Genomic DNA, 26,351 nt, shown 5'->3' on the forward strand with positions numbered 1-26,351 from the left:
TTCCATATATCATAACAAAAGGGCGAAAAATTTTTCGCCCCTACCCAGTATTATTCGACTTTAACAATCCAGCCTTGTGGTGCTTCAACATCACCAAATTGAATACCGGTTAATTCCTCATATAAACGGCGGGTGATAGGCCCCACTTCAGTTTCTGAATAGAAAACGTGGAATTTATCTTTATGTTGAATCCCGCCAACCGGTGTAATCACCGCTGCCGTACCACAAGCACCTGCTTCGGCAAATTGGTCTAACTGGTCGATATACACATCGCCCTCAACCGCTTCCATACCTAAACGCTCTTGGGCAAGGTATAACAATGAGTATTTGGTAATACTTGGCAAAATCGACTCTGAAATCGGGGTGATGAATTTGTTGTCTTTGGTAATGCCAAAGAAGTTCGCCGCCCCTACTTCTTCAATTTTGGTATGGGTTTTCGGATCTAAATAAATCGCATCGGCAAATTTACGGGTAGTTGAACTTTGCTCAACCGCCAATTCGTGCGGTAGTAAACTCGCAGCGTAGTTACCGCCCACTTTTACCCCACCTGTTCCCATTGGGGCGGCACGGTCATAGTCGGTTGTAATGAAGTTTGAGGGTGCTAATCCACCTTTGAAATATGCCCCCACCGGACAGCAGAATACGGAGAAAATAAATTCAGGTGCAGCTTTCACGCCAATATTTTCGCCCACGCCGATTAAAAACGGACGTAAATAAAGGGTTGCTCCCGAACCGTAAGGCCCTAACCAATCTTGGTTGGCTTTCACTACTTCTTTACAAGCACGAATAAAGAGCTCGGTTGGCACACGTGGCATTAATAAACGATCTGCGGTGCGTTGCATACGCTCGGCATTTTGATCCGGGCGGAATAGATTAATTGAGCCATCTTTACAACGATAGGCTTTTAACCCCTCAAAGCATTGTTGCCCGTAATGCAAGGCAGTTGAGCCTTCGTGAATATGCAATGTATTGTCTTGGGTTAATTCACCTTCATTCCATTTGCCATCTTTCCAATGTGCAATGAAACGGTAATCGGTTTTGATATAAGAAAAGCCTAAATTTGCCCAATCTAACTCTTTTAATGCCATGTTGTGTCCTTTTATTTTTATGTTACGAAATAATTTCGACATTCTAAAACAAAATAGCTCTTGAGGTAAGAAGTTTAAGCCTAAATCGCAAGAAAAAATTAAGGCTCTTAAATATAAGAGCCTTAACATACTGGTTTGAAATTATGCTGCGTGTTTTGCTGCGGTTTCTTTTAATAAGGTTTGAAGTTCGCCTTTTTGGAACATTTCTAACACGATGTCGCAACCGCCAACTAATTCACCTTCTACCCATAATTGTGGGAAAGTCGGCCAGTTTGCAAATTTTGGTAATTCCGCACGAATATCCGGATTGGTTAAAATATCCACATAACCGAAAGGCACTTGGCAGTTAATTACCGCTTCCACCGCACGAGCGGAGAAACCACAAGATGGGAATTTCGGTGAACCTTTCATATAAAGTAGAATCGGGTTTTCGCTGATTTGTTGTTTGATTTTGTCAATAGTTTCCATTTTTAGCCTCAAAATAATAATTTAAAATAGTTGAGTAATTATATCAGAATTATGTTAGCACAGAAATAGCTTTAAATATCAATATCACGCCGTCCAGCAAAAGAGTGAGAAAGCGTTGTACCATCAACCATTTCTAATGAACCACCGACTGGCACACCGTGAGCAATACGAGTAGCTTTCACGTTATACATTCTGCACATTTCAGCAATGTAGTTTGCGGTAGCATCACCTTCAATGGTCGGATTGGTCGCTAAAATTACTTCATGGAAAGATTCCTGCTCCAAGCGTTGTTGCAATAAATCTAAGCCGATTTCACGAGGGCCTATACCATCAATCGGCGACAAATGCCCCATCAGCACAAAATAACGCCCTGAAAATTGCCCGGTTTGCTCAATCGCTTGAATGTCTTCCGGCATCTCTACCACGCAAAGTTGCCCGCTCATCTGACGGCGAGGATTTTTACAAATCGTACACTCTTCCTCTTCGGTAAAAGTACGGCACGATTTGCAATGTCCGATATGGCTCATTGCCTCATTTAAGGCTTTTGCCAACGCCACACCGCCAGAACGATTACGTTGCAACAGATGGTAAGCCATTCGCTGTGCCGATTTCGGTCCGACACCGGGCAATGCACGCAAGGCTTCCATCAAATTTTCAAGTAAAGGACTGGTTTGCATACTTAAATTAGAATGGGAATTTCATACCCGGCGGCAGTTGCATACCGGCAGTCACACTTGCCATTTTCTCTTTTTGCATTTCTTCTGCACGGCGAACCGCATCGTTAAAGGCAGCGGCAACTAAATCTTCCACCATCTCTTTATCATCTTCCATTAATGATGGGTCGATTTCAATTCGGCGGCAGTTGTGAGCCCCGTTAATAGTGACTTTTACCAAACCCGCACCAGACTCGCCTGTTACTTCTAATTGGGCGATCTCTTCTTGCATTTTTTGCATACGCTCTTGCATTTGTTGAGCCTGTTTCATTAAGCCGCCTAAGCCACCTTTTCCAAACATAATTTTTCCTCTTAATTTTCAATAAAAAATAAACGGCTTATTCTACTGAACCACTTTCTAATCCGCAAGCGGTTAATTTTTCCCAAAATTTTGCAAATTTGCTAGAATAGCCCGTTCTTTTTATTCCTCGCACTTTAACTATGGCTTTAACCCGTTTATTAATCAACCATTTTAGAAATATCCAACATACCGATTTGGCATTTAGCCCGCATTTTAATTTTTTAGTCGGAGCAAACGGCAGTGGAAAAACCAGTTTGCTGGAAGCGATTTTCTATCTTGGACACGGGCGTTCGTTCAAAAGCCATATCAGCAACCGTATTATCCATTACGACAAAGACGATTTTGTGCTACACGGTAAAATTGACGAGGCAAAGCACAGTTGGTCGGTCGGTATTCAGAAATGCCGCAGTGGCGAGACGACACTTAAAATCAACGGCGAAGACGGCAATAAAATTGCCGATTTAGCCCATTTATTACCGATGCAAGTGATCACGCCCGAAGGCCTAACCTTGCTTAACGGCGGTCCGAGTTTTCGCCGGGCTTTTTTGGATTGGGGCTTATTTCACCAACACCCCGATTTCTATGCTCACTGGAACAATCTTCGCCGTTTATTAAAGCAACGCAATTCGGCTTTGCAACAAGTTCGCTCTTATCCAGAACTCAAAGCGTGGGATATCGAATTGGTGAAAACCACTTATGCCGTGAGCGAAATGCGAGCCGAATACGCCGAAGCGTTACGCCCCGAAATTGAGAAAACCTGCCACTTTTTCCTACCGGAAATCGAAATCGGCTTAAGTTTTCATCAAGGTTGGGAAAAGGGAGCGGATTATGCCGAGATTTTGGCACAAGGCTTTGAGCGGGATAAAGCTCTTGGCTATACGATGATTGGAGCTCAAAAAGCCGATTTCCGTTTTAAAGCGAACGGCTTACCGGTGGAAGATGTGCTTTCCCGTGGGCAATTAAAGCTATTGATGTGTGCGTTAAGACTGGCTCAAGGCGAGCATTTGGTCGCCCAAAAACAACGCCAATGCCTGTTTTTAATTGACGATTTCGCCTCCGAACTCGACCCCACCAAGCGTGAACTTTTAGCTCATCGTTTAAGAGAAAGCGGCTCACAGGTATTCGTTACCGCCATTACTCAAGATCAGCTCAATCAAATGCAGTGGCGAGACAGAAGTGATGATTGTTTGTTTGAAGTGAAAAAGGGCGAAATTCAGCCACAGTAAGCGGTCTGATTTGGGGAAAATTTTGCAAAAAATGTTTCTTTCGCTGGTGCGAGCGTCCACGCTCGTGCCGAAACAAGCGGTCGATTTTGCCTAAAAATTTGCAAAAAATATATCATTATTAACCGCTTGTAGAATATGAAATAGCACTAGCGTGGACGCTAGCACTATCAGAGCAAAACCTCAACCTACCTTTACTTTCTTGAATCGTGAGCCTGTTGGAGCAATACTCTACTCTCTTTCAAGAACTGCTCGGAATAATCGCCAAACCAGTGATGCACTTCCTCAAAAGCCTTGATAAAACCGGCTTTGTCATTGCGTTTAAAGAAATCCAGCCCTTGTTCAAAACTCTCTTTTAAGGTTTCGATAGTGGCTAAATTTTCCGGTTTATCGGCAATAATATCGGCATATAGGCTGCCGTCTTGGGCAAATAAACGCCCAATCATTGCCAACTCTAAGCGGTAAATCGGCGAAGAGAGTGCCAATAATTGAGAAAGTTGCACCGGCTGGCGAGAAAGATGTAGCCCGAATGCAAAGGTGGAAAAGTGGCGTAGGGCTTGAATGTAGGTCATAGCATTATCGTGTGCCGTTGCCTCAATCTCTTCAATTTTAGCCCCCCAAATTTTGATTTGCTCAAGTAGCCATTGGTAGCGTTCGGGGAAACGTCCGTGACAGCAAGCTACCACCTGCTTTGCCTGACTGGCAATATCCGGCCCGAACATCGGGTGCAAACCGACCACTGCTCCAGAATGCACTTCCAGCATTTTTTGTAATGGTTGATGTTTAACAGAGGTTAAATCCGCCAAAACCATTTTTTCGGTTAAATAAGGTTGTAAACGAGCTATGGTGTCGAGCGTATTGGCAATCGGTACACACACAATCACCAAGTCGGCATCATCTAAAATCGTCTTCGCATTGTCCCAATCATCACGCCCGATAGCCTCAACATAGTAGCCGGATAAGGTTAAATATTGCCCGAACAATCCGCCCAATTTCCCTTTACCGCCGACAATCACGATTTTGTTAATCTCTGGGTTTACGCATTTAAAGCCGTGTTTGTTTTCGTTGGCGTACGATTCACGCATTACACGGCGTAGCACATCTTCAATTAAATCTGCCGGAATGCCTTGTTTTTCAGCCTCAGCACGGCGTGCGGCAATCATTGTGCTTTCTCGTTCAGGGGCGTAAACCGGAATGCCGTGTGCCGATTTTACTTTCCCGACTTCAGCCACCAAAGCTAAGCGTTGGGAAAGGAGGTTAATAAGTTGTTGATCAACTAGGTCAATTTGTTCGCGTAACGGAGCTAATGGGTTCATATATTCACCAATAAAGTTCCCCTCTTTAGCAAAGAGGGGAGAAGATTGTTACAAATTATTTATTACGCAATTTTTCAGCAAAATTCGTCAATAAACTCTCAGTAGTTTGCCAGTCAATGCAAGCATCGGTAATCGATACACCATATTTCATCTGCTCAAATGGCTGTTCTGAAGATTGATTACCTGCGTATAAATTACTTTCAATCATTAAACCGATAATTGAGGTGTTGCCTGCCAATAATTGCTCCAACACATTTTCTGCCACAATCGGCTGGCGGCGGTAGTCTTTATTTGAATTGCCGTGGCTACAATCAATCATAATGGCTGCCGGCAAGTTTGCTTTACGCAAGGCTTGTTCGCATTCATCAACATATTGTTTTTCAAAATTAGGAGCTTTGCCACCGCGTAAAATAATATGTCCGTCAGGATTCCCTTTGGTTTTCAGCAAAGTAACCTGCCCTTGTTGGTTAATGCCGATAAAACTGTGGCTTTGAGCTGATGATTGCATTGCATTGAGTGCAACCGCTAAACCGCCGTCTGTCCCGTTTTTAAAACCTACCGCCATTGACAAGCCTGAGGCTAATTCACGGTGAGTTTGGGATTCAGTTGTTCTTGCTCCAATCGCCGACCAGCTGAACAAATCCGCTAAATATTGTGGTGTCATCGGATCTAAGGCTTCAGTCGCTAACGGCATGCCAAGCTCGGCTAAATCCAAACAGAGTTTTCGCCCAATACGCAAGCCGGTTTCCACATCAAAAGAGCCGTCCATTTTCGGATCGTTAATCAACCCTTTCCAACCTACAGTAGTGCGGGGCTTTTCAAAATAAACCCGCATCACAATATAGAGCTGATCGCTGACTTTATCCGCTAATGCTTTTAATTTTTTACCGTATTCAATCGCAGCCACTGGGTCGTGAATCGAGCAAGGTCCAATCACAATCAGTTGGCGTTTATCTCGTCTGTGAATAATATCGGAAATCGTTTTGCGTGAACGTTCAATTTGATTGCGTAAATGTTCCGGCAACGGAAATTCTTGTTTTAACTCTTGTGGGGTCAGTAATACCTTTTCATCTTGGATATTTACGTTATGCACGCTATCTTGATTAAACACAGTGTTCATTTTTATTTCCTTGTGTAAATTTTAAATTACACTCACTTTACAATGTAATTTTTAAAGTTTCAACTATTTTTTGTTTCACACTATCAACCGTAATTTTTTCCATCCAATTTTTGCCTTTGGCTTTTGTTGCCCAAGCTAATTGCTGCCAAGGTTTACCATAAGATTGCAAAATCGCTTCATCATATACCGAAACCACTTTGTCTAAGTCATTGTAAGGGCCTGTCCGTCTTGGATTATGAATCGCATATAGCCCAATCACCGGTGTATGCTGTGTAGTAGCAATATGTGCGGGGCCTGAATCGGAGGAGATCACCAAATCCACTTCTCTAATTACACTGGCAAGCTGTTTTAGCGTGGTTTTACCGGCAATATTCACACTCTGGGGAGCAAACTGTTGAATACGGTTTGCGGTTTCCATTTCATACGTTGAAGGCGAACCCGCAATCAACACATTAACCCCTTGTTCAATCAACCAATTTGCAATTTCTGCATAGCGTTCAGGCAGCCAATCTTTCTCTTTTTTGCTTGAGCAAGGGGCTATCAGCACATTTTTTTTGTTCGGGTCAATGAACTGCTTCGCATAAACCAAATCCTGCTCGCTAATCGGCAAATTCCATTGAGCAGAGAGATCGGTTACGCCAATTGCCTTAGCAAACATCATTTGCCCGTCAAGCACGTGAGGAGAGTCTGCCATTTCTACTTTTTGGTTGGTAAACAACCATTGCATTTCCCTTGCTCTGTCTTGATTAAAGCCGATTTTTTTCTTTGCTTTAATCCCAAGCGATAGAATTGAAGCTCGGAATGCCGTTTGTAAATTTAATAAAAAATCAAACCGCTTGTGAGAAAGTTCTCGCCAAAGTGTAAAGATACCTTTCCACCCTGTTTTTTTATCATAAGGAATTAAGTGAACATTCGGAATATCTTTCATTAAATACGCTTCCGTTTTGCCGATAATCCAAGTAATTTCAGCACTAGGATATTTTCGTTGAATAGCTTGAATAACCGCTAAGGTATGGCAAACGTCGCCAATAGCAGAAAGGCGGAGAATACAGATAGAAAGAAGTTTATTGTGCATAATAATATCAATAGTTCAGATTACATAAAGCTATATTAAGACAGAAAAAAAGCCACATAAAGTGTTTTATGTGGCTTTTGCGTTAATCGTTTAGATTATTCAACTCTTAAGATACGACAAGTATTTGTACCGCCAGCTTTTAATTCATCTCCGTGAGTTAAAAGCACTAATTCGCCGGTTAATAAATAGCCTTGTTCTTTTAATTGAGCAATGGCTTTTTTCGCCCCTTCCATTGTGCGACTGTCTTCATTGTAATATACCGGTGTTACACCACGATATAACGCACAAAGGTTTAATGCTTTTTGGTTACGAGACATCGCATAAATCGGTAAACCTGAGCTGATACGGCTGGTTAATTTAGCCGTTTCGCCTGAATGAGTTAATGAAATAATTGCCGATACACCTTCTAAATGGTTTGCGGTGTACATTGCAGACATTGCCACAGCTTCTTCGATAGATTTAAACGTACCTTCCATACGGTGGCGAGAAATGTTAATGCTTGGCATTGTTTCAGCGCCTAAGCACACTTCTGCCATTGATTTCACTGTTTCAACCGGGTAGTCACCGTTTGCAGTTTCGCCTGAAAGCATTACCGCATCAGTACCATCTAACACCGCATTTGCCACGTCCATTACCTCAGCACGGGTTGGCATTGGTTTTTTGATCATTGACTCCATCATTTGAGTTGCAGTAATAACCACTCGGTTTAACTTACGAGCACGGCGGATTAAACGTTTTTGCACGCCAACTAACGCCGCATCACCAATTTCAACCCCTAAGTCACCACGAGCAACCATCACCACATCAGCACCTAAAATGATGTCGTCCATTGCTTCTTCTGTCGCAACAGTTTCAGCACGTTCTACTTTCGCTACAATTTTAGCCTCTAAACCAGCTTCTTTCGCTAACTCACGTGCATAATGTAAGTCTGCACTAGATTGAGGGAATGAAACCGCTAGGTAATCCACACCGATTTTCGCCGCTAATTTAATGTCTTCTTTATCTTTGTCGGTTAATGCAGGAGCTGATAAACCACCACCTAATTTGTTAATCCCTTTATTGTTTGATAACGGGCCACCAACTGTCACTTCGGTGTGAACTTTAACGCCTTCTACTTCTAACACTTTCAGTTGAACATTACCGTCATCTAACAATAGAATATCACCAGGTACTACATCATTTGGTAAGTTTTTGTAATCTAAACCTACAGCTTCTTGATGGCCTTCTCCACGCGGTAAATCTGCGTCTAAGGTGAATTTATCACCAATATTTAAGAAAATTTTACCGTCTTTAAATGTCGAAACACGAATTTTAGGACCTTGTAAATCACCCAAAATCGCAACATGACGACCTAATCTTGCAGCAATTTCACGCACTTTATTCGCACGTTCAATGTGATCTTCAGGAACACCGTGGGAGAAGTTCATACGAACCATATTTGCACCGGCAGCAATGATTTTTTCTAAAGTATTGCCACGGTCGGTAGCAGGGCCCATTGTACAAACGATCTTCGTTCTTCTGAGTTTTCTAGACATTATTTGACTCCATCAATAAATTTAAAAATTAAGTTAAAATCTTTCTAAGCATCTTGATTATGCGTTAAACGAGGGTCATTATACGCCTAAATCAAGAGAGTTTAAATACAACTAAAGGAGAATGTTATGAATATTTGGATTATGCGCCATGGGGAAGCAGGCTTTAATGCTTCGAGTGATGCTGCTCGCTGTTTAACCGACAATGGTATAAAAAACACCATTTCACAGGGAAAATGGTTAGGAGAACATTTAGCCAACCAACAAATTCAATTAGATAAAATTCTCGTCAGCCCATACCTTAGGGCGCAACAAACGCTTGAAAATGTGCTTATTGGTATGCAAGCGGTCAATTTTCCCCAACATTTTACCAACCTCATTGAAAGTTGGGACGAGATTACGCCTGACGGAAACCCGCATACAGTAGAAAGTTATCTACATTTTTTAAGAGAGGAAGGCGCAAAAAATATTCTTCTGATTTCACATCTCCCACTTGTGTTCGATCTCGTCCAAATTTTAACGAATAACCAAAGCAATGTACAATTTCCAACTTCAACCATAGCAGAAATTAATTGGGTAAAGACAAAAGCTGAGCTAATGCGAGTAAAGCATACTTAATTCTTTCATTTTTAGAATGTCAATATAAAAATTTTCAATTTTTTTATAAATTGTCGAATTTATAGACTTCCAAAATACCTAAAAAATGCGTATCATACCAGCCCTCAAATCAGTACTAAACTGATCCATAAGCTATTATAAGAAAGTACGGTATTTACCGTACTTTTTATTTGGATATCCCTCTGGTTAAAATTACTTCAAATTTGTTAATAAAAGGTTAAAAATGCAAATAGGACAATATGCAATCAAAAATCGTATTTTCCTTGCACCTATGGCTGGAATCACAGATCAGCCTTTTCGCCGCTTATGTAGCCAACTTGGAGCAGGTTTAACATTTTCAGAGATGATGTCTACCAATCCTGATGTATGGCATACTGAGAAATCACGGTTGCGGTTAGCACACCACGATGAAATAGGCTTAAATGCCGTACAAATTGCAGGTTCTGATCCTGTTGAAATGGCAAAGGCTGCAAAGATAAATGTTGAGTATGGTGCCGATATTATTGATATTAATATGGGTTGCCCGGCAAAAAAGGTGAATAAAAATATGGCAGGCTCTGCTCTTTTACGTAACCCCAAATTAGTCGCTCAAATATTAGATTCTGTAGTCAATGCCGCTGATGTCCCTGTGACACTAAAAATTAGAACAGGTTGGGATCAGGAAAATAGAAATTGTCTGCAAATTGCGAAAATTGCAGAACAAGCCGGCATAAAAGCTCTCACTATTCACGGGCGTACTCGAAGCTGTTTATTTAATGGCGAAGCTGAATATGAAAGTATTAAGGCAGTAAAAGAAGCAATTTCTATCCCAGTGATAGCAAACGGAGACATTGACTCTGCGGAAAAAGCAAAGTTTGTTCTCGACTATACCAAAGCCGATGCAATCATGATTGGGCGCGCTAGCTTTGGAAATCCTTGGATATTTAAGGAAATTAATGATTTTTTTGAAACTGGATTATCTTCACCATTATCAATTGATAAAAAATACCAATTAATGTTTAAACATATTGAGGATTTGCACCAATTTTATGGTGAAGAAAAAGGTTATCGTATTGCACGAAAACATGTTGGTTGGTATACCGAAAAATTAAATCCGGAATCAAATTTTAAACGCACTTTTAATACACTAAGTTCCACAAAAGAGCAACTTTATGCATTAGAAGATTTTGTTAAATCGATTCATTTAGAATCTCAATTAAGAAAAGTTGGATAAAAAAATGTTAGAGCAACAACCTACACAAAACCCATTAACAGTAACAATGTTAAATGCACAAGCGCAGCAGGTTAATAAACCACTTCGCGATAATGTGAAAGCAGCATTAAAAAACTATTTATCTCAATTAAATGGTGAAGATCCAACAGAATTATACGAGTTAGTATTATCTGAGATCGAACACCCGATGTTGGATATGGTTATGCAATATACCCGTGGTAATCAAACCCGTGCAGCAACAATGCTAGGTATTAACCGCGGCACATTACGTAAAAAATTAAAAAAATACGGAATGGGTTAATCTAACCTTTGGCTCAAAACGATTTTAATCGGTATTAGTTAGCCAAACAAAAAACGCTGGATAACATATTCAGCGTTTTTTGTTTTTATTTAGCACCTAAAACTTCATTTCAAATGCTAAACTGAAATTTCTCCCCGGGGCGGCAAATCGAGTGTAATTGCTACCCCGGTCTTGGTTTACTGCATTCACACCGGATTGGCGCACTGATTCCCAAGTGGAATATTTACGATTAGTCACATTATAAATTCCTCCACGTAAGGTGTAGTTTTTATAATTGATGTAACCGGTGATATCGTGAGTGTACCAAGAACCGGTAAGTTTGCCACCTAAATCAACGCGATGTATACCGTGATGACGTGTGCCTGCCACCTCATCGGCGTTTTTGGCTTTAGAATAGGTGGTAGTAATGCCAATTCCCCATTTTTCTTCTGGGTGATCGTAGCCGAATCCAAGCACATAGCGTGCTGGCTGAATCGCATCTAGAATAGGATCGTTTACGCTATCGAGTCTTGAGTCGGTTAGTTTCCGCTCTTTTACTTTTACACGGTTATAAGCAACTGATGAATAAAAACCATCTGGCAGCATAGATAAAATACCGTGTAAGTCAAATTTAGCGACTAAATTTATCCCGTTTAGTGCTACATCTTGAATATTATGGTAGTTAGAGAAACAGTGTGATTTTTGTATTATTCTTTTACATGCTGTCGCAATCATATTTTTATAGTTATTACGGAAATAGCTCACATCAAGGTAACCAAATTGACCTTTAAAGCTAACTCCAATCTCATAATTAGTCGATTTTTCTGGCTCTAACTGGTGGCTACGTTGCTCGCGTTGCACATATTCGTTATCTTTAAGCCCAATATGATCACGTTTACCATAAAGTTCATAGAATGCAGGCACTCTAAAACCGTTTGAAATGCGATAAGAAAGCGATACAAACTCTGTTGGTTTAAGCGTAATCCCGCCATTCCAAGACCAATTTCGATAAGTTCGGCTAAGTGTCCACGGGTCATCCGATTTAAATCGATGTTGATCAAAACGCACCCCTAATCCCAAATCTACATACTCGCTTATCACTAGATCGCGGAAGCTAACAAAATGGCTATCGCCTTTAATTTTACGCGGTTCACAGTTTATGATGTCGCCATGTGTATTATTACACAAAGATACCGTTTCAATACTGCGTGGATTGCGACGATAAATATATGGATTATCTAAACGCCCTCTACCGCGGTAGCTGGTATAACCGCCTTTGGTATATTGGGCAGTCATATCCCCATGATCCATAAGCGAATTAAATCGATCAAAGCCCAACCCTAAATTCAGTTTGTGGGTTTGCTTAAATACGCCTTGACCAGCATTTAGCGCTTTATCAAATTCTAAATGAATGACACGATGCTTTTCTTGGTAATTATTACGCTCAGTTCGATACATCGACCAAGATTTATCCAAAGTCGGACGACAGTTTTTATCTACTACAGGATAATCACTACAATGTAAGCGATGTAGCCGGCTATATAGTTCAATATCTTGTTTATCCGCACTGAGTTTAATGTTATCCAACCAGCGATTATTCTCTGGTGTATATTGATAGTTAAATCCTAAACGACGTTTGTGGTGACGTTCATCAAAAAACTTCACATGGCTATAGCGCAATCCATAAGGGATCCTTCTATCGAACACTAAGCCATCTAAAATATTATCCCCTTCATAAACAGAAGAGTTCTTACGTGATAAGTTGTCTACCCTGATATTAATATCGTCTTTTGTATAGTAAGCTGGCGTTTGCATATCACGGATATCGTAGCGTTGTTTTGTATCTTCTAAGATTGCGCCAAGAAAATGGGACGGATTAAAGTGATAGCCTAATTTCACAAAAACTGAATTACTCTTGTAATCCAAAGGGTTTGGAGCAATACGATCTTTACCAGTATATTCTTTCGCAGACACTTGCTCGGTGCGATAAGGAATTTGCTCAAGCTGTTTACGCTCTTCAGGCGTATATTCCGGAAATGTTCTCACTGGGAAATTATCGCGGTTCAACTTAGCCCTTGCACGAGGAGTACAATCTAATGTTGGGCAAGCATCTTCCACAATAAAAAAAGATCCTCCAGGAGCATTCTGTGCGGAACCTGGGTAAAGATCGTAGCGATTTTCAAAGCCGGTTATACGCCGAATATTATGTTTTAATTTATTTGCCTCGGAATGAATTTTGGTCTCTTTACCGTGTCGGTGAGTCGCAATAACAAGTGCTTCAAAACCACCCGCCTCACCAGCCGCTGCGATAGACTGTAAAAAATGGCTATTTTTGCTGGCATAAGAGGTCTTACTATCTAAGCCCCAATGCTGCCCCTCTTTAATAATATCCTGCGCATCTTTAGTACGAAAACCAATAGCACCACCTAGCGCACCAGAGCCATATTCCGCAGAACTTGCTCCTTTGCTTAACTCAATTGAACGAATGTTTTCATACTCAATCTCATTAATTGCACCACCATTAGCATCTGAACCTAGCGTATGATAATGCTGCGCTTGTGGTAGCCCATCAACAAGTAAGCTGACACGGTTTTTATCTACACCTCGAATGGCATAGCCACTACTTGCACCGCGACCTTGTTCCACCACTGAAATACCAGGGTCATAGCGAGTTAAATCACGAATACCAAGAATTTGATTTTTACTCATTTCGTGATAATTTTTCACTACTTTCCCCAAGCCAGTTACTTCGTTTTGACGTTCGTGAGCATAATGGCTCTCTGTCACAATAACTTCATCCAGAACAGCTAGATCGTTATTTTCTTCTATTTTTTTATTTTCAGTCGCAGCACCGTATGAATGAGAAAGAGCAAATAACACTGTTAAGGCAACAGGTGAATAGCGAAAATGATGATATTTCATTATCATTAGGTAGGATCTCCTTTATTTAAATTTTGCAAATTTTTATAAAAAATTGCCCGCTTGCTATCTACAACCAGCAAAGGGGAATTATGATTATTTTTCTATTTGACGTTTTCCGCCGAATGTAATACTGACTTTATCTTTATCCGTTTCTGCACTATGTACAATGCCACCTAATTCCGTCGCCTTAGGGCCATAAAAACCCCCTTCAAATTGAGCATTCATATGCACTACCGTGCCACCATTCGTACTTTTCGGATCAATATTAAAGCCGGAGTCGTTAGTTTTGGCTGTACCTGCAAAACCATTGCCTTTTACCTCACCTTCAAGTGTCAGCATTGGGCGTTCTTCAACACCATCATTAGCAATCAGTTTGCCATTGATTTTTTTATTAGCAAAATCAACATCAAAGAGTGAACGAGTACCACTTTCGCTGTTACTTGGCGATTCAGCCCCTGCCGAGCCAGATTTACTGTACATTACCCCGTCCCAAGTACCTCGATATTTTACTGTCCCTGTTGGCAAATCTGCCACAGCTGTACGTTCTCCTACTAAATATTGGTGAGCAGTATCACTATTATTATTTCCCTCGCTATAAATCCCAAATTTGACATAATCTAAATTATTACAGCAGACTGAAACTCGATACGTTTTACCATCAATAGTACGGGTAACCAAATCATCAAATTTCATCTCGGCAAAGCTTTTTTTGCCTTCCGCAATAAGTGGAATCTGCTTATTGTTAATAATCAAATGTGTCGCATTCCCGAAAGTATCCATCTCAGATTTATTTAAATCTTTAAGTTTAATTTTGAAAGCATCAAAGGCAGATTCACTATCATTTTTTTTAGCATCTCGTTTGCCAGCAAAAACAACAAATACCGACTTATCATCAGCTAAGAATTTACCGGCAAGTTCTTGAGCCTCCCCACCAAAAAATCCACCTTCAAGTGTCGTAGAGCTTTTACCAAAATAAGGATCATTGGCATTTTTTGCGTTTGCTTTACCAGAAAAGCGATTACCTTTAATTTTTGCATCAATATCGTAAATTGGTGTAATTTTTTGCTCTTTGCTACGACTAACATACCCATTACGAACCAATGTTCCAGTTAAAGTTTTATTAGCAAAATCAGCCGTAAATTCTCCTGTATGCCCCATTGGTTTTGTAGAATCATCAACATTAATATCGTGACTATTTTCCGGTATGGCGCCAATATTGATGCCTGCGGAATCAGAAAAATATTTACTATCTCTCCCTTTTCTCGCATCGGTAGTAAAATCCCAATATCCTTTATAAGTAGCTTTTTGAGTAGGTATTGCTTTTGCCGGCTCTGTACCTAAATAGTAAACATACCCATGTGCACCTATTCTCAAAATTTCGTTAGACTTTATTTCAGGTTTTGCACCAGAATGCAGAACATAGCCGGAACGGACAAAATTAAAATCTCTAGTATGCAACTTATGATTTCCATCATGAGTATGGCTAAATCCATCATCACTACTACCGTACTTTTTAACCTCTTCTTCATGCGGAATTTTTGTCAGATCTCCAGTAATCTCTGTTATATCACCAATAGGGGCTACATCTTCCCTCCCCTTCGGATGGAGATTACGACGCGGAATTTTGGCTGAAAAACCAAACCCCGGCTGCAATAAAGCTTCAGCTTCAGAAGCGCTTACTGTACGTCTTGCGTTACTATTATCATCTTGTAAACTTGGCTTTTTGGGGGTAGTTTGCGTTTGAGATTCAACTTTGGCAGATTGAACATCAAAGCTTCCACCATTTGAGGAACAAGCAGCAAGTAGCGCCGCATTAAGCAGTACAAAACTACTTTTAATTTTAAACATAATGTCTCCTTTTAAATATCTTTATGAAATAATAATCATTATCATTTTAATTTATTATGTAAACTAATGTAAAGGTTTGAACTTTATTATTTTCAGGATCATGTTAATCATTTCAAGGTGGAAACGCTTGTTTTTAGATTAGATAAAAAATAAGGAGGGCCGAAATAGAGGGTATACAGAAAGTGCTTATAGCCAAAAAATAGTCTATTGTTATTGAATACAAGCGGTCTATTTTGTCACATTTTTGCCAAATTTGGTTAAAAACCAACCGCTTGTAATCTTAACTGAATATAGATAGTTCTTTATTTTTTCTACAGATCTACAGGGTTGGGTTTACCGCAGAATTGTACTTGCCAGTAACCATCATCAGCGCCCGATAGTCTACAGAAAAAGTAGGAGAAACTGTGTTAATGTGATGAAATAAAGAACGTCAATCAACTAATAGTGGAAAACCGCCCAAATCTTTTAGGCGATTAACCATTGCACAGAAAAGTTCTGCCGTGCGCTCGGTATCATACAACGCAGAATGCGCTTGCTTACCGTCAAACGGGATTTTTGCCACTTGGCAGGCTTTTACCAACACGGTTTGCCCATACATAAAACCGGCAAGGGTAGCGGTATCAAACATCGCAAAAGGGTGAAAAGGATCACGCTTGGCATTAATTCGTTTAATCGCAGCCTGTAAAAAGCCCTGATCGAACGCGGCATTGTGGGCAACAATCACCGCCCGTTGGCAGCCTTCCTCCTTCATTGCTTTGCGAACCATTTTGAACATTTCCGGAATCGCAATATTCTCCGCAACCGCACCTCTTAGAGGGTTATCAATATCAATCCCGTTGAATTTTAATGATTCAGGATTAATATTCGCCCCTTCAAATGGCGCAATATGAAAATGGCATTGTTGATCCGGCATTAGATAACCTTGCTCGTCCATTTTTAAAGTAATTGCCGCCAATTCCAATAAGGCATCAGTTTGGGCATTTAAGCCTGCTGTTTCCACATCAATCACAACCGGTAAATAGCCACGAAAACGATGCTTTAATAATTTATAATCTATTTGTTCCGTTGTCTGTTCCATTTATCTATCAACCTAAAATACAAGCGGTCTGATTTGCAAAATTTTTTACAAATCCGACCGCTTGAATATTCATATTCGCAAAAATTAGTTTCCTAACGCTGCTTTCGCATCTTTATTCTCAATAAATTCGATTTTATAACCGTCCGGATCTTCAGCAAAGGCAATCACAGTTGTTCCACCCAATACCGGGCCCGGCTCACGGGTAATTTTACCGCCGGCTGCACGCACGTCTTCAATGGTTTTGTAAATATCATCAACGCCTAACGCAATATGCCCATAAGCCGTACCGAGTTCATATTTATCCACACCCCAGTTATAAGTCAGCTCAATCACCGCACTTTCGCTTTCATCAGCATAGCCTAAAAAAGCGAGCGAGTATTTATACTGTTCGTTCTCACTTCTACGCAATAAGCGCATACCTAACACATCGGTATAAAACTTAATTGAGCGCTCTAAATCTCCAACTCGTAACATTGTATGTAAAATTCGCATATTTTCTTCCCCCTGAAGTTAAAAAACGACCCCTATTATGGCATAATCTTGGCTTAAAATCATTTTCTTTACACCTTTTGGGATTATTTATGGCTCACGATCACGATTCGCCGTCAAAACTTGAAATTTCAACCCACGCTGCACTGCCAATGGTATTAATGCTGTTTATTGAAATGGCTCTTAACTTCTACTCTGCACCGAAAAATTCAATTTTTATTTCTCCTTACTTATTGGCGTTTTTCGTGACCTCATTAATCAGCTTTTTAGTGCTATGGAAAGGCGAAATCTGCCGAGGACAAGCCAGCCGTTTAAGCTTTATTTTACCCTTTTTACTTATTTTCGCCGTAGGGAATTTCCTTTATTCCATAGGCTTTACGCCAAAGCATAACCCAATGGCGGTGGCAAGCATTGCTGCAGTTTTTGCCTGCTTAATCTACTTCCGCCTGCCGGAAGATCAAACCTTATATAACACATTGATGTATTGTGGTTTGGCTATATCAAGTATTGGTATTATCCAATATTTAGCCATTTATTGGTTTGAACTGCCTTCATTGTTTAACGGGATTCGAGCCAACAATTTCGCCCAAGTGCTGTTAGGCATTTTATTAGCCGGCTGGTATTTAATGTTAGCGAAAAGCCGTTTAGATGTTTTCCTCAAGCTATTAGTCAAAGCAGCCCTTGTAGTGCTAATCCTCAATTATTGCTGGACAGCTTTTGTGCTTTATCAACATCTACAAATTATGCCTGATATGCCATTGCTTTCATTTAGCATCTATTTTGCAGCACAATTTGTGATTTTATTGATGTTGGCGTGGTTATTACTTGGAAAAAACATCAAAAATCCGACCGCTTGGACAGTTGCTACGCTGTTAGCGATTTTATACCCTTTCGCTAATGTAGTCTGATTTATGAAACGGGCATTAAAATTTTTCGGCATTGCAACCGTTCTATCTGTTGCGGCAATCTACTATTTTTTAATGCCCAGCCACTATCTTGCCACGCCGATTAACTGGATTTTGCCGAAAGCGTGGAAAGTTCAACTCCCACAAGGCTTAAACCTGAATTGGCAAGGCTCATCACTTGCTCAATTTCAACTCTCTTATCGAGATTGCCCGCTACTAAGTGCCGATAAAACCGATTTGGGTTGGATTGAGAAAAACCATCTTTCTGTCGATAAATTGGATATTGATTACCGCTGCCTTGCCTTGTTTCCACAAAATGAACACAGCAATTCCGACACTTCACTCAACGCATTGCTGGCGGTCATTCCTGATGGCGAAGCGACTATCCACTCCCTTAACTGGAAAAATTTGCCTACCGATTTCAACCCAAGACTTCAGCGGCTTTTTGAGCAAACAGCTATTAAACTCTCACTTTCAAAAGGTGAAATTCAGGCAACTGCCGCTCAACAAGCGGTCAAATTTGCAGCAAATTTTGCAAATGGGCGGTTGAATGCCGATTTATCATATCAACCGAATGAAAAAGAACAGCATAATCTTAGGCTTTCAGCAGAAATTGAGGACAATTTTACCCAACTGCCGCCCACTATTTCCGCTGAATATGATTGGCAATTATCTGATGAAATCATCGCCAATAAAGCCTTGCAAAAAGGGCGTTCCACTCTCAATTGGCACAAAAATGCCGAACACAAATTGCAAGGCAGCTGGCAGGTTGAACTTGCCGAAAGTGAAAACAATAAACTGGATTTTCCGTTTCTGTTTGATCGCAAAAGCCTAGAAATTCAGCAAGGGTGGTTTGATTGGCACTTAACCAAACAATTTCCGCTTCACGGATTTGTTACAGCCAAATTAACGCCGCAGTCCTTTACCGATAAGCTGTTTTTTCCGCTCAAAACCGATATTCGTATCAGTTTGCTTTCCCAAAACAGTTGGGGTAAAGGCAATATTGTGATCTCTAATTCAGAGGGAGAAATCAGCGAAAAAGGGTTAAATTTACCGCTTCGTTTGACGGGTAATATTAAGCACGGCAATTTTATTCTTTACAGCAGTATTCCGCTGGATTTTCAAGGTAATTTTGACGATTTAAGCGTAAAATTTTTACCTAGCTCCCTACTTCGTTTGACAGGAAAAGAACGGTATTTAACTATTGAAGATTTACGTTTTCCGCTTGCCGGAATTAAAATCGACAAGCACGGAATTCACGGGCGATTACACGCTATTCTTCGAGGGCAAAGCCCAGATTTTAACAATATAGAGTTCCACTTAGACGGACAAGCACAAAATTTTAAAGCCGGGGCGTTAGATTTTTTCCAAGATCCGAAAGAGCCTAATGCAGTAAAAGACAGTTGGAAATGGCGAATTTGGGGAAGCTCCAATCTTAAAGCTTTTAACAGCAAGGTCAATTTAAGCGGACGGGGGCAATGGCATAAACATACCGTGCAACTTAACGAATTGAGGGGCGAGTTATCCTCGGTTCGGCTTGATGGCACAACCATTCCCAAAACAGAGCTAACCAACACCCAAGCAATTCAATTTAATATCAAAAAATTCACGCTTGCCGGAGCGATTCAGCTCAAATCCCCTGAAATTAAGTTTGATTACGGCGGGCTACTGCCAAAACCACAAGTAAAACTGGCTTTTAACGGCGAGTTAGAGAACCTGAATTTCAAAGGGACGGTGAATACTTCCGAACTCGGCCCGCTTAGATTATTTGCCCGCCGACAATTAACCGCAAATGCCAGCCAAATTATCGGCAAACTCTATTGGCTAGAGCAGTCTGCACAAGGCTTTCAGCCACTTTTTCCATTCCGTAGCCAATGGATAATTAATAACGGCACAATTCGTGGCGAAACGGCATTTACCGCCAGTGCAGAAAAAGGCTTAATTGCGGGAGGACATTTAGCCATTCGCAACGGCGGCTTATCCTTACCTAATGGCGAGGCAAAAGGGATTGAATTTTCGCTTCCCTACCGCTACCAAAACGGACGCTTTCATTTCGGAGCCAAAAAACCGCTTGATGTAAAAATTGCCCAAATCAAACTGGGGGATTTAGCATTAGATAACGCTTCAATGAAACTCAACGGTTACTACCCTTATACCAAGGCGAAGCCATTGAATTTAAATCAATTATCCTTTGATTTGTTTGGCGGTAAACTGAATGTAAAACGCTTTGCCTTACCACAAACCGAACTGGCTTACCTGAATTTAGAGCGGATTGACTTTGAGCAAATTTTGCAATTTATGCAATATCAGCAAATTGATCTCAAAGGCAAAGCCAACGCTATCTTGCCGTTTTGGTTAAGCGGAAAACCTTGCTATATTTGCGATGGCTTACTGACACAGGCGGAAACTTCCTATTTAACCTTTACCCCTGAATTGTTGTCAGAAATGCAGAAAAGTGGTTACACCGAGCAAATTTTGTTACATTTGGTAGATAAAAGCACGATTAATGATTTTCGCAGTCTGATTAATGTCGGGCCGAAAGGCGATTTAGTATTAGACGGAAAATTAAAATTATCTTCCAATCAAAATAAATCAAAAGTGAATTTAAACTATAATCACCGAGAAAATATGTTTGATTTGTGGCACTTAATTAACTATGGCTCACAATTTGAACAAAAATTAGAAAATTACCTCTATCAAAAACTGGATCGATAGCGATAAAGAATGGAATAAATATGAAACCGTCCACATTTTATTTTGCAATATTTTTACTGAATTTGACCGCTTGTACGCCGAAAGTACAGCTTGAAACGCCAAGTGAAGGCATTACGATTAATATGAATGTGGTCGTTGATCACCGCATTGATGTGAAGATGGACGAGAAATCCCGAGCGGTGATCACCAAAAGTGAAAACAAAACGAAGAATTAGCTGAAAATGACCATTTGATGATCTTTAAATTGTTGATAAATATCGGCTAATTTTTCCCCTGTCGGTAGTACTAAATCAGGCGTTAAATCAAACATTGGCACAATCACAAATTCCCGATTTTTCATCTCGATATGCGGCACGGTTAAACGCTCGGTTTGAATTTGCTGGTTGCCGTATAAAATAATATCCAGATCTAAGGTTCGCTCTCCCCAACGGCGTACACGCACCCTGCCCTGTTCGTTTTCAATGCTTTGCAATTTATCCAGTAATGCTGTGGGCGATAAGTCGGTGCTAAATTTCGCTACCGCATTGACATAATCAGGCTGATCTTGCGGCCCGACAGGCTTTGAGCCGTAAAATGGGCTGATTTCAAACTCATTTGCAAATTTTTTCAATTTTTCGACCGCTTGTTTAAGCTGTTCAAGCGGATTATCAAGGTTTGATCCTAAGGCGATATAGACTGTTTCCATCATTTTCCTTTCCTAAAAAGTAGGGGCTAAAAATCTTTCACCCTAAATAATATTTAAAATAAGGGCGAAAAATTTTTCGCCCCTACCATATTATTCTGCTTTCGCAGATTTTGATTTTTTCTTAAAGGTTCTGCGGCGACGTTTTTTCTTCGCTTCAGGTTGAACATTCGGTAAATGACGAACCGATTTCAGCAATTCAGTACGCTGACCGTCATTGCTAAATTGGTATTCGTGCCACCAAGCGGAAAGTTCGACCAAATCGCCGCCTTCAATTTCTGCACGCATCACTAATAAATCAAACCCTGCACGGAATTTGACGTGTTCAAGGGTTTGTTGCGGTCGGTTGCCACTTCGTTTCATCATCTGAAATTGCAATGCCCAAATATCTCGAATGACTGAAGTGTGTCTGCGGTGCAACGCAATCGCCTTGCAACTTTCCGCCAGCACATCATTTGCTGCCAGCATCATTGCATCGTGGCTGTTGAAGCCACCTTCGTTTTTAAGCTGCTCCATTTTCTCCCGGAGCGGATACCAAAGTAGTGCAGCAAATAAAAACGCAGGATTTACCGGTAATTTATCGGCAATTCGCTCATCAGTTGAATTTAACGCTTTGGTAATCATTCTTTCGGCATAGGAATCACCTTTGGCAGTAAAAAATGCCGGCAATACCGGAAACAAGAATTGCCATAGTTCATATTCACGCAAAAGCTGATAAGTTTTCAGCCCTGCACCGGTTTGTAATAATTTGAGTGATTCATCAAACAAACGGGCTGCCGGAATGTTGGTTAACAACACAGCCATATCCCGAATTGGGGAGGCAGTGGCTTTATCCAAGAACATATCCAACTTCGCCATAAAACGAACGGCTCGCAACATTCTCACCGGATCTTCTTGGTAACGAATAGTAGGCTCTCCGATAAGCGAAAGTTTACCTGCTCGTAAGTCTTCAATGCCGTTGAAGAAATCAAAAATAAGATTGCGTTTTATATCGTAATATAAGGCGTTTACGGTGAAATCACGGCGCTCTGCATCTTCACGGAGCGTACCGTAAACATTATCACGCAGTAGCATTCCTTCATCGCTGACTTTAGAAATTTTGTCATTGCGATGAGATTCGTGTCCAGCACGGAAAGTCGCCACTTCAAAAATTTCACGACCATACACAATATGTGCTAAGCGGAAACGACGACCAATTAAACGGCATTGTCTGCCAAAAATACGCTGAATTTCTTCAGGTCTCGCATTAGTCGCAATATCGAAATCTTTAGGCTTTTTCTCCAAGAGTAGATCTCGAATACAGCCACCTACAATATAAGCTTCATAACCGGCAATCTGCAATTTATCGACAATCGAAATTGCATTTTTAGGAAAATCCTTCGGGCTAATTCCATATTGGCTGGCATTTACTGCAAATTTCTTGTGTAACAAATGAGAAGGAGGATTATCTTGTTGTTTCTTCCCACTCTTGTGAAGTTTATTCTCTGTGATTTTAGGCTCTGAGCGTTTAGGACGATGATTTTTTAGCTCAGTCCTTTTTTCACTCACTACTTTTTCATTTTTCTGAGCCGACTTTTTAGGCTTCGAAAATAATGATTTAATATAATTAAAAATAATACACCTCTAAATAGTAAATGCCTCTTAAAAAAGAGGCACCCTGTAAAGTTGATTATAAGCCTAGCTGCTTTTCTCGAATTTCAGCTAAAGTTTTACAGTCAATACATAAATCAGCTGTTGGGCGTGCTTCTAAACGTTTAATCCCAATTTCTACACCACAAGTTTCGCAAAAACCGTAGTCATCTTCTTGAATTTTGTATAATGTTTGCTCAATCTTTTTCAGTAACTTACGCTCACGATCTCGATTACGTAGCTCTAAGCTAAATTCTTCTTCTTGGCTTGCGCGGTCATTTGGATCAGCAAAATTAGTCATATCTTCTTGAAGTTGGCTTTTTGTACGCTCCGCTTCTTCCATAATTTGGCTATGCCACGCTTTCAGAATTTTAGTGAAATGCTCACGTTGGGCTTCATTCATATATTCTTCATCTTTTTTCGGCTCATAAGGCTCAACGCCAGCTAATGCCAATAAACCAAGAGATGTGGTTTTAGCCACTTGAGTCATAGATCTACTCCTTGTTTGGAATTTTCATCGTTAAAATTATATCCGAATAAAACTAGCTTACTTTTAACTTACTTTTTTCGGGCTTTTTTGTAATGGCGGCTATAAATAACACGAAATGGAGTAACTAAGCAAATAAATTTGCAAAAATTTTGCATGCGAGTTGATTTATTTCGCAAAAAACAATAGCCAAATTAAGATTCGGCTATTTTTACAATGCTTTCTTTCTCCTTTATATCTACCAACTATTTGCCCAAGTAGCGAGCCATTTCTGAATAGTGTCGGAAGAAGGCGGATCAAAGCTTAATATTTTATAAGTAGGCATTTGGCTAAACGCAGGATCTGTCCCCTCAAGTAGCACAGGGTTCATCACATTATGGTATGAAATAATGTGCTGAGATTCAGGCTCGTGCAAAAATGCCAAAAATTGATTTGCTAGTACCTTTTGTTTGCTTGTTTTGAGAATAGCTGCATTTTCAACTTGGGTAAGATGCCCCTCCTCAAATGCTGCTGCCACATATTTATCGGTCTTATCATACCATTGATGATATAAAGGGGAAGTAGTATAACTTAGCACTACATCTGACTCCCCTTTTAAAAAGGCACCATAAGTTTCAGACCAGCCCTTTCCAACCGTTACCGTATGTTTAGCCAATGTTTTCCAAGCATTTTCTGCCTCATTACCATACACTTGATTCACCCATAATAGAAAACCTCGTCCAACACTACTGGTTCTCGGATCTTGATAAATCACTTTTAAATCTTGGCGTTCTACCAACTCTTTTAGGCTTTTAGGTGGATTAGCCAACTTTTCTTTATCATAAATAAAAGCATAAGATCCCATATCATACGGGAAGAAAATCTTATCTTTAATTTCCAATTTGGTTTTTGCCTCAAATTCGCTAAATAAACCTGATTTTTCAGCTTCCGGCTGTAAGAAATTATCAATACCGACCACGACATCGGCTTTTGTTTTTTTCCCTTCTAAACGTAAGCGGTTAAACATCGTCACACTATCGTCAAACGGCATAAATTTAAGATCACAGCCACACACCTTCTCAAAATTCTGTTCTAATTTAGCTGCCGGGCCATATTCCGATGCAAAAGAGCTATAGGTATAAACCGTTAAAGTTGGCTGATTAGCGAATGCGACTGTGCTTAATAAAGCAAATGAAGATAAAATGAATTTCATAAAGCGTCCTTCTAAATTAAATGAATAGAAGGATTTAAGAGTGGCAAATTTGCTATCTCAAATCCCTACGCTGATATTAATCAGATCAGGTTCTATGGGTATCTCTCAGCAACAAGCGGTTTGATTTGGTGAAAAATTTGCAAAGTTTCAATCAAAAACAACCGCTTGTAGCACCCCAATGAGAACGCTGTATTGTAGAAAGTTTACCTCTGAATTTCAACCATAAGCAAACGTTTGCTATTAAACCTGAAAATCATTATACTATCGCCCTAGTCCAAATAAGGAACTAGAAATGAATTGCACAACATCACATATCTCAAATTCCCAACAGCTACGCATCTTTGTTTGAGGCGTAGCTGTTTTTTTATTCATTTCTTAAGTTAATCACACAACGCCTCTCTAAAACATAGGCGTTTGTTGCATAAATTCACCATATCGAAAGGAACAGCATAAATGAGCCAACTGATTCGTACCCTAAAAGGTCATATCCGTGATGAAATCATCAAACAAGGCGGCTGGGTAAATGCACATGCACACGCAGACCGAGCCTTTACTATGACACCGGAAAAAATCACTGTTTACCAAAATGCGAATCTGCAACAAAAATGGGATTTAGTCGATGAAGTGAAACGTAATTCTACGGTGGAAGACTACTACCGCCGCTTTTCACAAGCGATTGAGTTAATGATTTCTCAAGGCGTGACTGCCTTCGGAACCTTTGTCGATATTGACCAAGTATGCGAAGACCGAGCCATCATTGCCGCACATAAAGCTCGTGAAGTCTATAAAAACGATATTATTCTGAAATTTGCCAACCAAACATTAAAAGGCGTGATTGAGCCAAATGCAAAAAAATGGTTTAATATTGGATCTGAAATGGTGGATATGATTGGTGGCTTGCCTTACCGTGACGAACTGGATTACGGCAAAGGCTTGGAAGCAATGGATATTTTAATGGATAAAGCCAAATCGCTCGGCAAAATGCTCCACGTCCACGTTGATCAATTTAACTCACCTAAAGAAAAAGAGACCGAACAACTGTGTGATAAATCGATTGAGCATGGTATGCAAGGGCGAGTGGTTGCCATTCACGGGATTTCCATTGGTTCGCACCCGAAAGAATATCGAAAAATGCTTTACCAAAAAATGCGTGATAGCCAAATGATGGTCATTGCCTGTCCGATGGCGTGGATTGATAGCGGACGTAAGGAAGATTTACAACCCTTCCATAACGCTTTAACCCCTGCTGATGAACTCATTCCTGAAGGCATTACCGTTGCTATCGGCACAGATAATATCTGTGATTATATGGTACCACTTTGCGAGGGCGATATGTGGCAAGAACTCAGCCTTTTATCAGCAGGCTGTCGTTTTACTAACCTAGAAGAAATGGCAAATATTGCCAGCATCAATGGTCGAAAAGTACTGGGTTTAGTCTAACCGAATAAATGAAAGGC

24 protein-coding genes and 1 riboswitch are annotated in these 26,351 nt (G+C 40.4%); of the genes, 8 read left to right on the forward strand and 16 right to left on the reverse strand.

Annotation, left to right across the window (positions count from 1 at the left end; translation table 11 throughout):
- Nucleotides 1-50: 50 nt before the first annotated feature.
- The 4 genes from ACJ7Z2_RS10725 to ACJ7Z2_RS10740 all read right to left on the reverse strand — a co-directional run bounded on the left by ACJ7Z2_RS10725 (nt 51) and on the right by ACJ7Z2_RS10740 (nt 2,570).
- Nucleotides 51-1,088 carry a branched-chain amino acid aminotransferase gene (locus ACJ7Z2_RS10725; RefSeq protein WP_409500287.1) on the reverse strand — a complete coding sequence of 346 codons (1,038 nt, stop codon included), beginning with the start codon at nt 1,086-1,088 and terminating at the stop codon, nt 51-53.
- 141 nt (nt 1,089-1,229) lie between these two features.
- Nucleotides 1,230-1,556, reverse strand: a complete 327-nt coding sequence (gene grxD, locus ACJ7Z2_RS10730) for a Grx4 family monothiol glutaredoxin (RefSeq protein ID WP_021280117.1) — start codon at nt 1,554-1,556, stop codon at nt 1,230-1,232.
- 71 nt (nt 1,557-1,627) lie between these two features.
- Nucleotides 1,628-2,233, reverse strand: coding sequence for a recombination mediator RecR (gene recR / locus ACJ7Z2_RS10735; protein ID WP_409500288.1), 606 nt, complete (start codon nt 2,231-2,233; stop codon nt 1,628-1,630).
- 7 nt (nt 2,234-2,240) lie between these two features.
- On the reverse strand, nt 2,241-2,570 hold the full coding sequence (locus tag ACJ7Z2_RS10740) for a YbaB/EbfC family nucleoid-associated protein (RefSeq protein ID WP_005600053.1): 330 nt from the start codon (nt 2,568-2,570) through the stop codon (nt 2,241-2,243).
- A gap of 140 nt (nt 2,571-2,710) precedes the next feature.
- On the opposite strand from ACJ7Z2_RS10740, the gene recF reads away from it, so the two are divergent.
- Nucleotides 2,711-3,796, forward strand: a complete 1,086-nt coding sequence (gene recF, locus ACJ7Z2_RS10745) for a DNA replication/repair protein RecF (RefSeq protein WP_409500289.1) — start codon at nt 2,711-2,713, stop codon at nt 3,794-3,796.
- A 191-nt stretch (nt 3,797-3,987) separates the two neighbouring features.
- Here recF and tyrA read toward each other — a convergent pair whose 3' ends face one another.
- The 4 genes from tyrA to pyk form a co-directional block, all read right to left on the reverse strand.
- Nucleotides 3,988-5,109: a bifunctional chorismate mutase/prephenate dehydrogenase gene (gene tyrA, locus ACJ7Z2_RS10750; protein ID WP_409500290.1), complete on the reverse strand. Its 1,122-nt coding sequence runs from the start codon at nt 5,107-5,109 to the stop codon at nt 3,988-3,990.
- 55 nt (nt 5,110-5,164) lie between these two features.
- Nucleotides 5,165-6,229, reverse strand: coding sequence for a 3-deoxy-7-phosphoheptulonate synthase (locus ACJ7Z2_RS10755; protein ID WP_409500291.1), 1,065 nt, complete (start codon nt 6,227-6,229; stop codon nt 5,165-5,167).
- A gap of 37 nt (nt 6,230-6,266) precedes the next feature.
- Nucleotides 6,267-7,304: a glycosyltransferase family 9 protein gene (locus ACJ7Z2_RS10760; protein WP_409500292.1), complete on the reverse strand. Its 1,038-nt coding sequence runs from the start codon at nt 7,302-7,304 to the stop codon at nt 6,267-6,269.
- 95 nt (nt 7,305-7,399) lie between these two features.
- Nucleotides 7,400-8,839 carry a pyruvate kinase gene (gene pyk / locus ACJ7Z2_RS10765; protein WP_126302578.1) on the reverse strand — a complete coding sequence of 480 codons (1,440 nt, stop codon included), beginning with the start codon at nt 8,837-8,839 and terminating at the stop codon, nt 7,400-7,402.
- 126 nt (nt 8,840-8,965) lie between these two features.
- On the opposite strand from pyk, the gene sixA reads away from it, so the two are divergent.
- The 3 genes from sixA to fis all read left to right on the forward strand — a co-directional run bounded on the left by sixA (nt 8,966) and on the right by fis (nt 10,968).
- Nucleotides 8,966-9,454 (forward strand): phosphohistidine phosphatase SixA, encoded by a 489-nt coding sequence (gene sixA / locus ACJ7Z2_RS10770; protein ID WP_409500293.1) that lies wholly within the window; start codon nt 8,966-8,968, stop codon nt 9,452-9,454.
- A 223-nt stretch (nt 9,455-9,677) separates the two neighbouring features.
- Nucleotides 9,678-10,667: a tRNA dihydrouridine synthase DusB gene (gene dusB, locus ACJ7Z2_RS10775; RefSeq protein ID WP_409500294.1), complete on the forward strand. Its 990-nt coding sequence runs from the start codon at nt 9,678-9,680 to the stop codon at nt 10,665-10,667.
- 4 nt (nt 10,668-10,671) lie between these two features.
- Complete coding sequence (fis, locus tag ACJ7Z2_RS10780) at nt 10,672-10,968, forward strand: DNA-binding transcriptional regulator Fis (RefSeq protein ID WP_006247967.1); 297 nt, start codon at nt 10,672-10,674, stop codon at nt 10,966-10,968.
- 96 nt (nt 10,969-11,064) lie between these two features.
- Here fis and ACJ7Z2_RS10785 read toward each other — a convergent pair whose 3' ends face one another.
- The 4 genes from ACJ7Z2_RS10785 to gloA form a co-directional block, all read right to left on the reverse strand.
- On the reverse strand, nt 11,065-13,869 hold the full coding sequence (locus tag ACJ7Z2_RS10785; protein WP_409501145.1) for a lactoferrin/transferrin family TonB-dependent receptor: 2,805 nt from the start codon (nt 13,867-13,869) through the stop codon (nt 11,065-11,067).
- A gap of 93 nt (nt 13,870-13,962) precedes the next feature.
- The gene (locus ACJ7Z2_RS10790; RefSeq protein WP_409500295.1) at nt 13,963-15,717 is read right to left on the reverse strand and encodes a transferrin-binding protein-like solute binding protein; all 1,755 of its coding nucleotides are present in this window, start codon (nt 15,715-15,717) and stop codon (nt 13,963-13,965) included.
- A gap of 430 nt (nt 15,718-16,147) precedes the next feature.
- Entirely contained in the window at nt 16,148-16,795 is a 648-nt protein-coding gene (rnt, locus tag ACJ7Z2_RS10795) for a ribonuclease T (protein ID WP_409500296.1), read from the reverse strand.
- Between the two features lie 84 nt (nt 16,796-16,879).
- Entirely contained in the window at nt 16,880-17,287 is a 408-nt protein-coding gene (gloA, locus tag ACJ7Z2_RS10800) for a lactoylglutathione lyase (protein ID WP_006247971.1), read from the reverse strand.
- Nucleotides 17,288-17,376: 89 nt separating this feature from the next.
- Here gloA and ACJ7Z2_RS10805 point away from each other — a divergent pair, with 89 nt between their 5' ends.
- From ACJ7Z2_RS10805 to ACJ7Z2_RS10815, 3 genes are read left to right on the forward strand one after another with little or no spacing between them, the layout of a single operon-like run.
- Nucleotides 17,377-18,192 carry a hypothetical protein gene (locus tag ACJ7Z2_RS10805; protein ID WP_126302582.1) on the forward strand — a complete coding sequence of 272 codons (816 nt, stop codon included), beginning with the start codon at nt 17,377-17,379 and terminating at the stop codon, nt 18,190-18,192.
- A gap of 3 nt (nt 18,193-18,195) precedes the next feature.
- Nucleotides 18,196-20,904, forward strand: coding sequence for a YdbH family protein (locus tag ACJ7Z2_RS10810; protein ID WP_409500297.1), 2,709 nt, complete (start codon nt 18,196-18,198; stop codon nt 20,902-20,904).
- Nucleotides 20,905-20,924: 20 nt separating this feature from the next.
- Entirely contained in the window at nt 20,925-21,119 is a 195-nt protein-coding gene (locus tag ACJ7Z2_RS10815; RefSeq protein ID WP_154704634.1) for a YnbE family lipoprotein, read from the forward strand.
- Here ACJ7Z2_RS10815 and folK read toward each other — a convergent pair.
- The 4 genes from folK to thiB form a co-directional block, all read right to left on the reverse strand.
- Nucleotides 21,116-21,589 carry a 2-amino-4-hydroxy-6-hydroxymethyldihydropteridine diphosphokinase gene (gene folK / locus ACJ7Z2_RS10820; protein ID WP_154704797.1) on the reverse strand — a complete coding sequence of 158 codons (474 nt, stop codon included), beginning with the start codon at nt 21,587-21,589 and terminating at the stop codon, nt 21,116-21,118. The two genes, ACJ7Z2_RS10815 and folK, sit on opposite strands and share 4 nt — an antisense overlap.
- A 90-nt stretch (nt 21,590-21,679) precedes the next feature.
- Nucleotides 21,680-23,077: a polynucleotide adenylyltransferase PcnB gene (gene pcnB / locus ACJ7Z2_RS10825; RefSeq protein ID WP_409501146.1), complete on the reverse strand. Its 1,398-nt coding sequence runs from the start codon at nt 23,075-23,077 to the stop codon at nt 21,680-21,682.
- A 178-nt stretch (nt 23,078-23,255) separates the two neighbouring features.
- Nucleotides 23,256-23,705, reverse strand: a complete 450-nt coding sequence (dksA, locus tag ACJ7Z2_RS10830) for an RNA polymerase-binding protein DksA (RefSeq protein ID WP_126302583.1) — start codon at nt 23,703-23,705, stop codon at nt 23,256-23,258.
- A gap of 235 nt (nt 23,706-23,940) precedes the next feature.
- Nucleotides 23,941-24,894, reverse strand: coding sequence for a thiamine ABC transporter substrate binding subunit (gene thiB / locus ACJ7Z2_RS10835; RefSeq protein ID WP_409500298.1), 954 nt, complete (start codon nt 24,892-24,894; stop codon nt 23,941-23,943).
- A gap of 44 nt (nt 24,895-24,938) precedes the next feature.
- Nucleotides 24,939-25,082: riboswitch (TPP riboswitch) on the reverse strand.
- Between the two features lie 265 nt (nt 25,083-25,347).
- Here thiB and ACJ7Z2_RS10840 point away from each other — a divergent pair.
- The gene (locus tag ACJ7Z2_RS10840) at nt 25,348-26,334 is read left to right on the forward strand and encodes an amidohydrolase family protein (RefSeq protein WP_409500299.1); all 987 of its coding nucleotides are present in this window, start codon (nt 25,348-25,350) and stop codon (nt 26,332-26,334) included.
- Nucleotides 26,335-26,351 lie beyond the last annotated feature (17 nt).

Source organism: Mannheimia glucosida, from assembly GCF_046267875.1.
Classification (GTDB): domain Bacteria; phylum Pseudomonadota; class Gammaproteobacteria; order Enterobacterales; family Pasteurellaceae; genus Mannheimia; species Mannheimia glucosida.

What these genes read in the sequence shown, in the direction of transcription:
- recR (WP_409500288.1), bottom strand. Translation starts at nt 2,233, where the DNA reads ATGCAAACCAGTCCTTTACTTGAAAATTTGATGGAAGCCTTGCGTGCA.
- ACJ7Z2_RS10760 (WP_409500292.1), bottom strand. Translation starts at nt 7,304, where the DNA reads ATGCACAATAAACTTCTTTCTATCTGTATTCTCCGCCTTTCTGCTATT.
- dusB (WP_409500294.1), top strand. Translation starts at nt 9,678, where the DNA reads ATGCAAATAGGACAATATGCAATCAAAAATCGTATTTTCCTTGCACCT.
- rnt (WP_409500296.1), bottom strand. Translation starts at nt 16,795, where the DNA reads ATGGAACAGACAACGGAACAAATAGATTATAAATTATTAAAGCATCGT.
- fis (WP_006247967.1), top strand. Translation starts at nt 10,672, where the DNA reads ATGTTAGAGCAACAACCTACACAAAACCCATTAACAGTAACAATGTTA.
- ACJ7Z2_RS10790 (WP_409500295.1), bottom strand. Translation starts at nt 15,717, where the DNA reads ATGTTTAAAATTAAAAGTAGTTTTGTACTGCTTAATGCGGCGCTACTT.
- ACJ7Z2_RS10805 (WP_126302582.1), top strand. Translation starts at nt 17,377, where the DNA reads ATGGCTCACGATCACGATTCGCCGTCAAAACTTGAAATTTCAACCCAC.
- ACJ7Z2_RS10840 (WP_409500299.1), top strand. Translation starts at nt 25,348, where the DNA reads ATGAGCCAACTGATTCGTACCCTAAAAGGTCATATCCGTGATGAAATC.
- ACJ7Z2_RS10815 (WP_154704634.1), top strand. Translation starts at nt 20,925, where the DNA reads ATGAAACCGTCCACATTTTATTTTGCAATATTTTTACTGAATTTGACC.
- tyrA (WP_409500290.1), bottom strand. Translation starts at nt 5,109, where the DNA reads ATGAACCCATTAGCTCCGTTACGCGAACAAATTGACCTAGTTGATCAA.
- dksA (WP_126302583.1), bottom strand. Translation starts at nt 23,705, where the DNA reads ATGACTCAAGTGGCTAAAACCACATCTCTTGGTTTATTGGCATTAGCT.
- sixA (WP_409500293.1), top strand. Translation starts at nt 8,966, where the DNA reads ATGAATATTTGGATTATGCGCCATGGGGAAGCAGGCTTTAATGCTTCG.
- folK (WP_154704797.1), bottom strand. Translation starts at nt 21,589, where the DNA reads ATGGAAACAGTCTATATCGCCTTAGGATCAAACCTTGATAATCCGCTT.
- gloA (WP_006247971.1), bottom strand. Translation starts at nt 17,287, where the DNA reads ATGCGAATTTTACATACAATGTTACGAGTTGGAGATTTAGAGCGCTCA.
- ACJ7Z2_RS10785 (WP_409501145.1), bottom strand. Translation starts at nt 13,869, where the DNA reads ATGAAATATCATCATTTTCGCTATTCACCTGTTGCCTTAACAGTGTTA.
- ACJ7Z2_RS10810 (WP_409500297.1), top strand. Translation starts at nt 18,196, where the DNA reads ATGAAACGGGCATTAAAATTTTTCGGCATTGCAACCGTTCTATCTGTT.
- ACJ7Z2_RS10740 (WP_005600053.1), bottom strand. Translation starts at nt 2,570, where the DNA reads ATGTTTGGAAAAGGTGGCTTAGGCGGCTTAATGAAACAGGCTCAACAA.
- ACJ7Z2_RS10725 (WP_409500287.1), bottom strand. Translation starts at nt 1,088, where the DNA reads ATGGCATTAAAAGAGTTAGATTGGGCAAATTTAGGCTTTTCTTATATC.
- ACJ7Z2_RS10755 (WP_409500291.1), bottom strand. Translation starts at nt 6,229, where the DNA reads ATGAACACTGTGTTTAATCAAGATAGCGTGCATAACGTAAATATCCAA.
- grxD (WP_021280117.1), bottom strand. Translation starts at nt 1,556, where the DNA reads ATGGAAACTATTGACAAAATCAAACAACAAATCAGCGAAAACCCGATT.
- thiB (WP_409500298.1), bottom strand. Translation starts at nt 24,894, where the DNA reads ATGAAATTCATTTTATCTTCATTTGCTTTATTAAGCACAGTCGCATTC.
- recF (WP_409500289.1), top strand. Translation starts at nt 2,711, where the DNA reads ATGGCTTTAACCCGTTTATTAATCAACCATTTTAGAAATATCCAACAT.
- pyk (WP_126302578.1), bottom strand. Translation starts at nt 8,839, where the DNA reads ATGTCTAGAAAACTCAGAAGAACGAAGATCGTTTGTACAATGGGCCCT.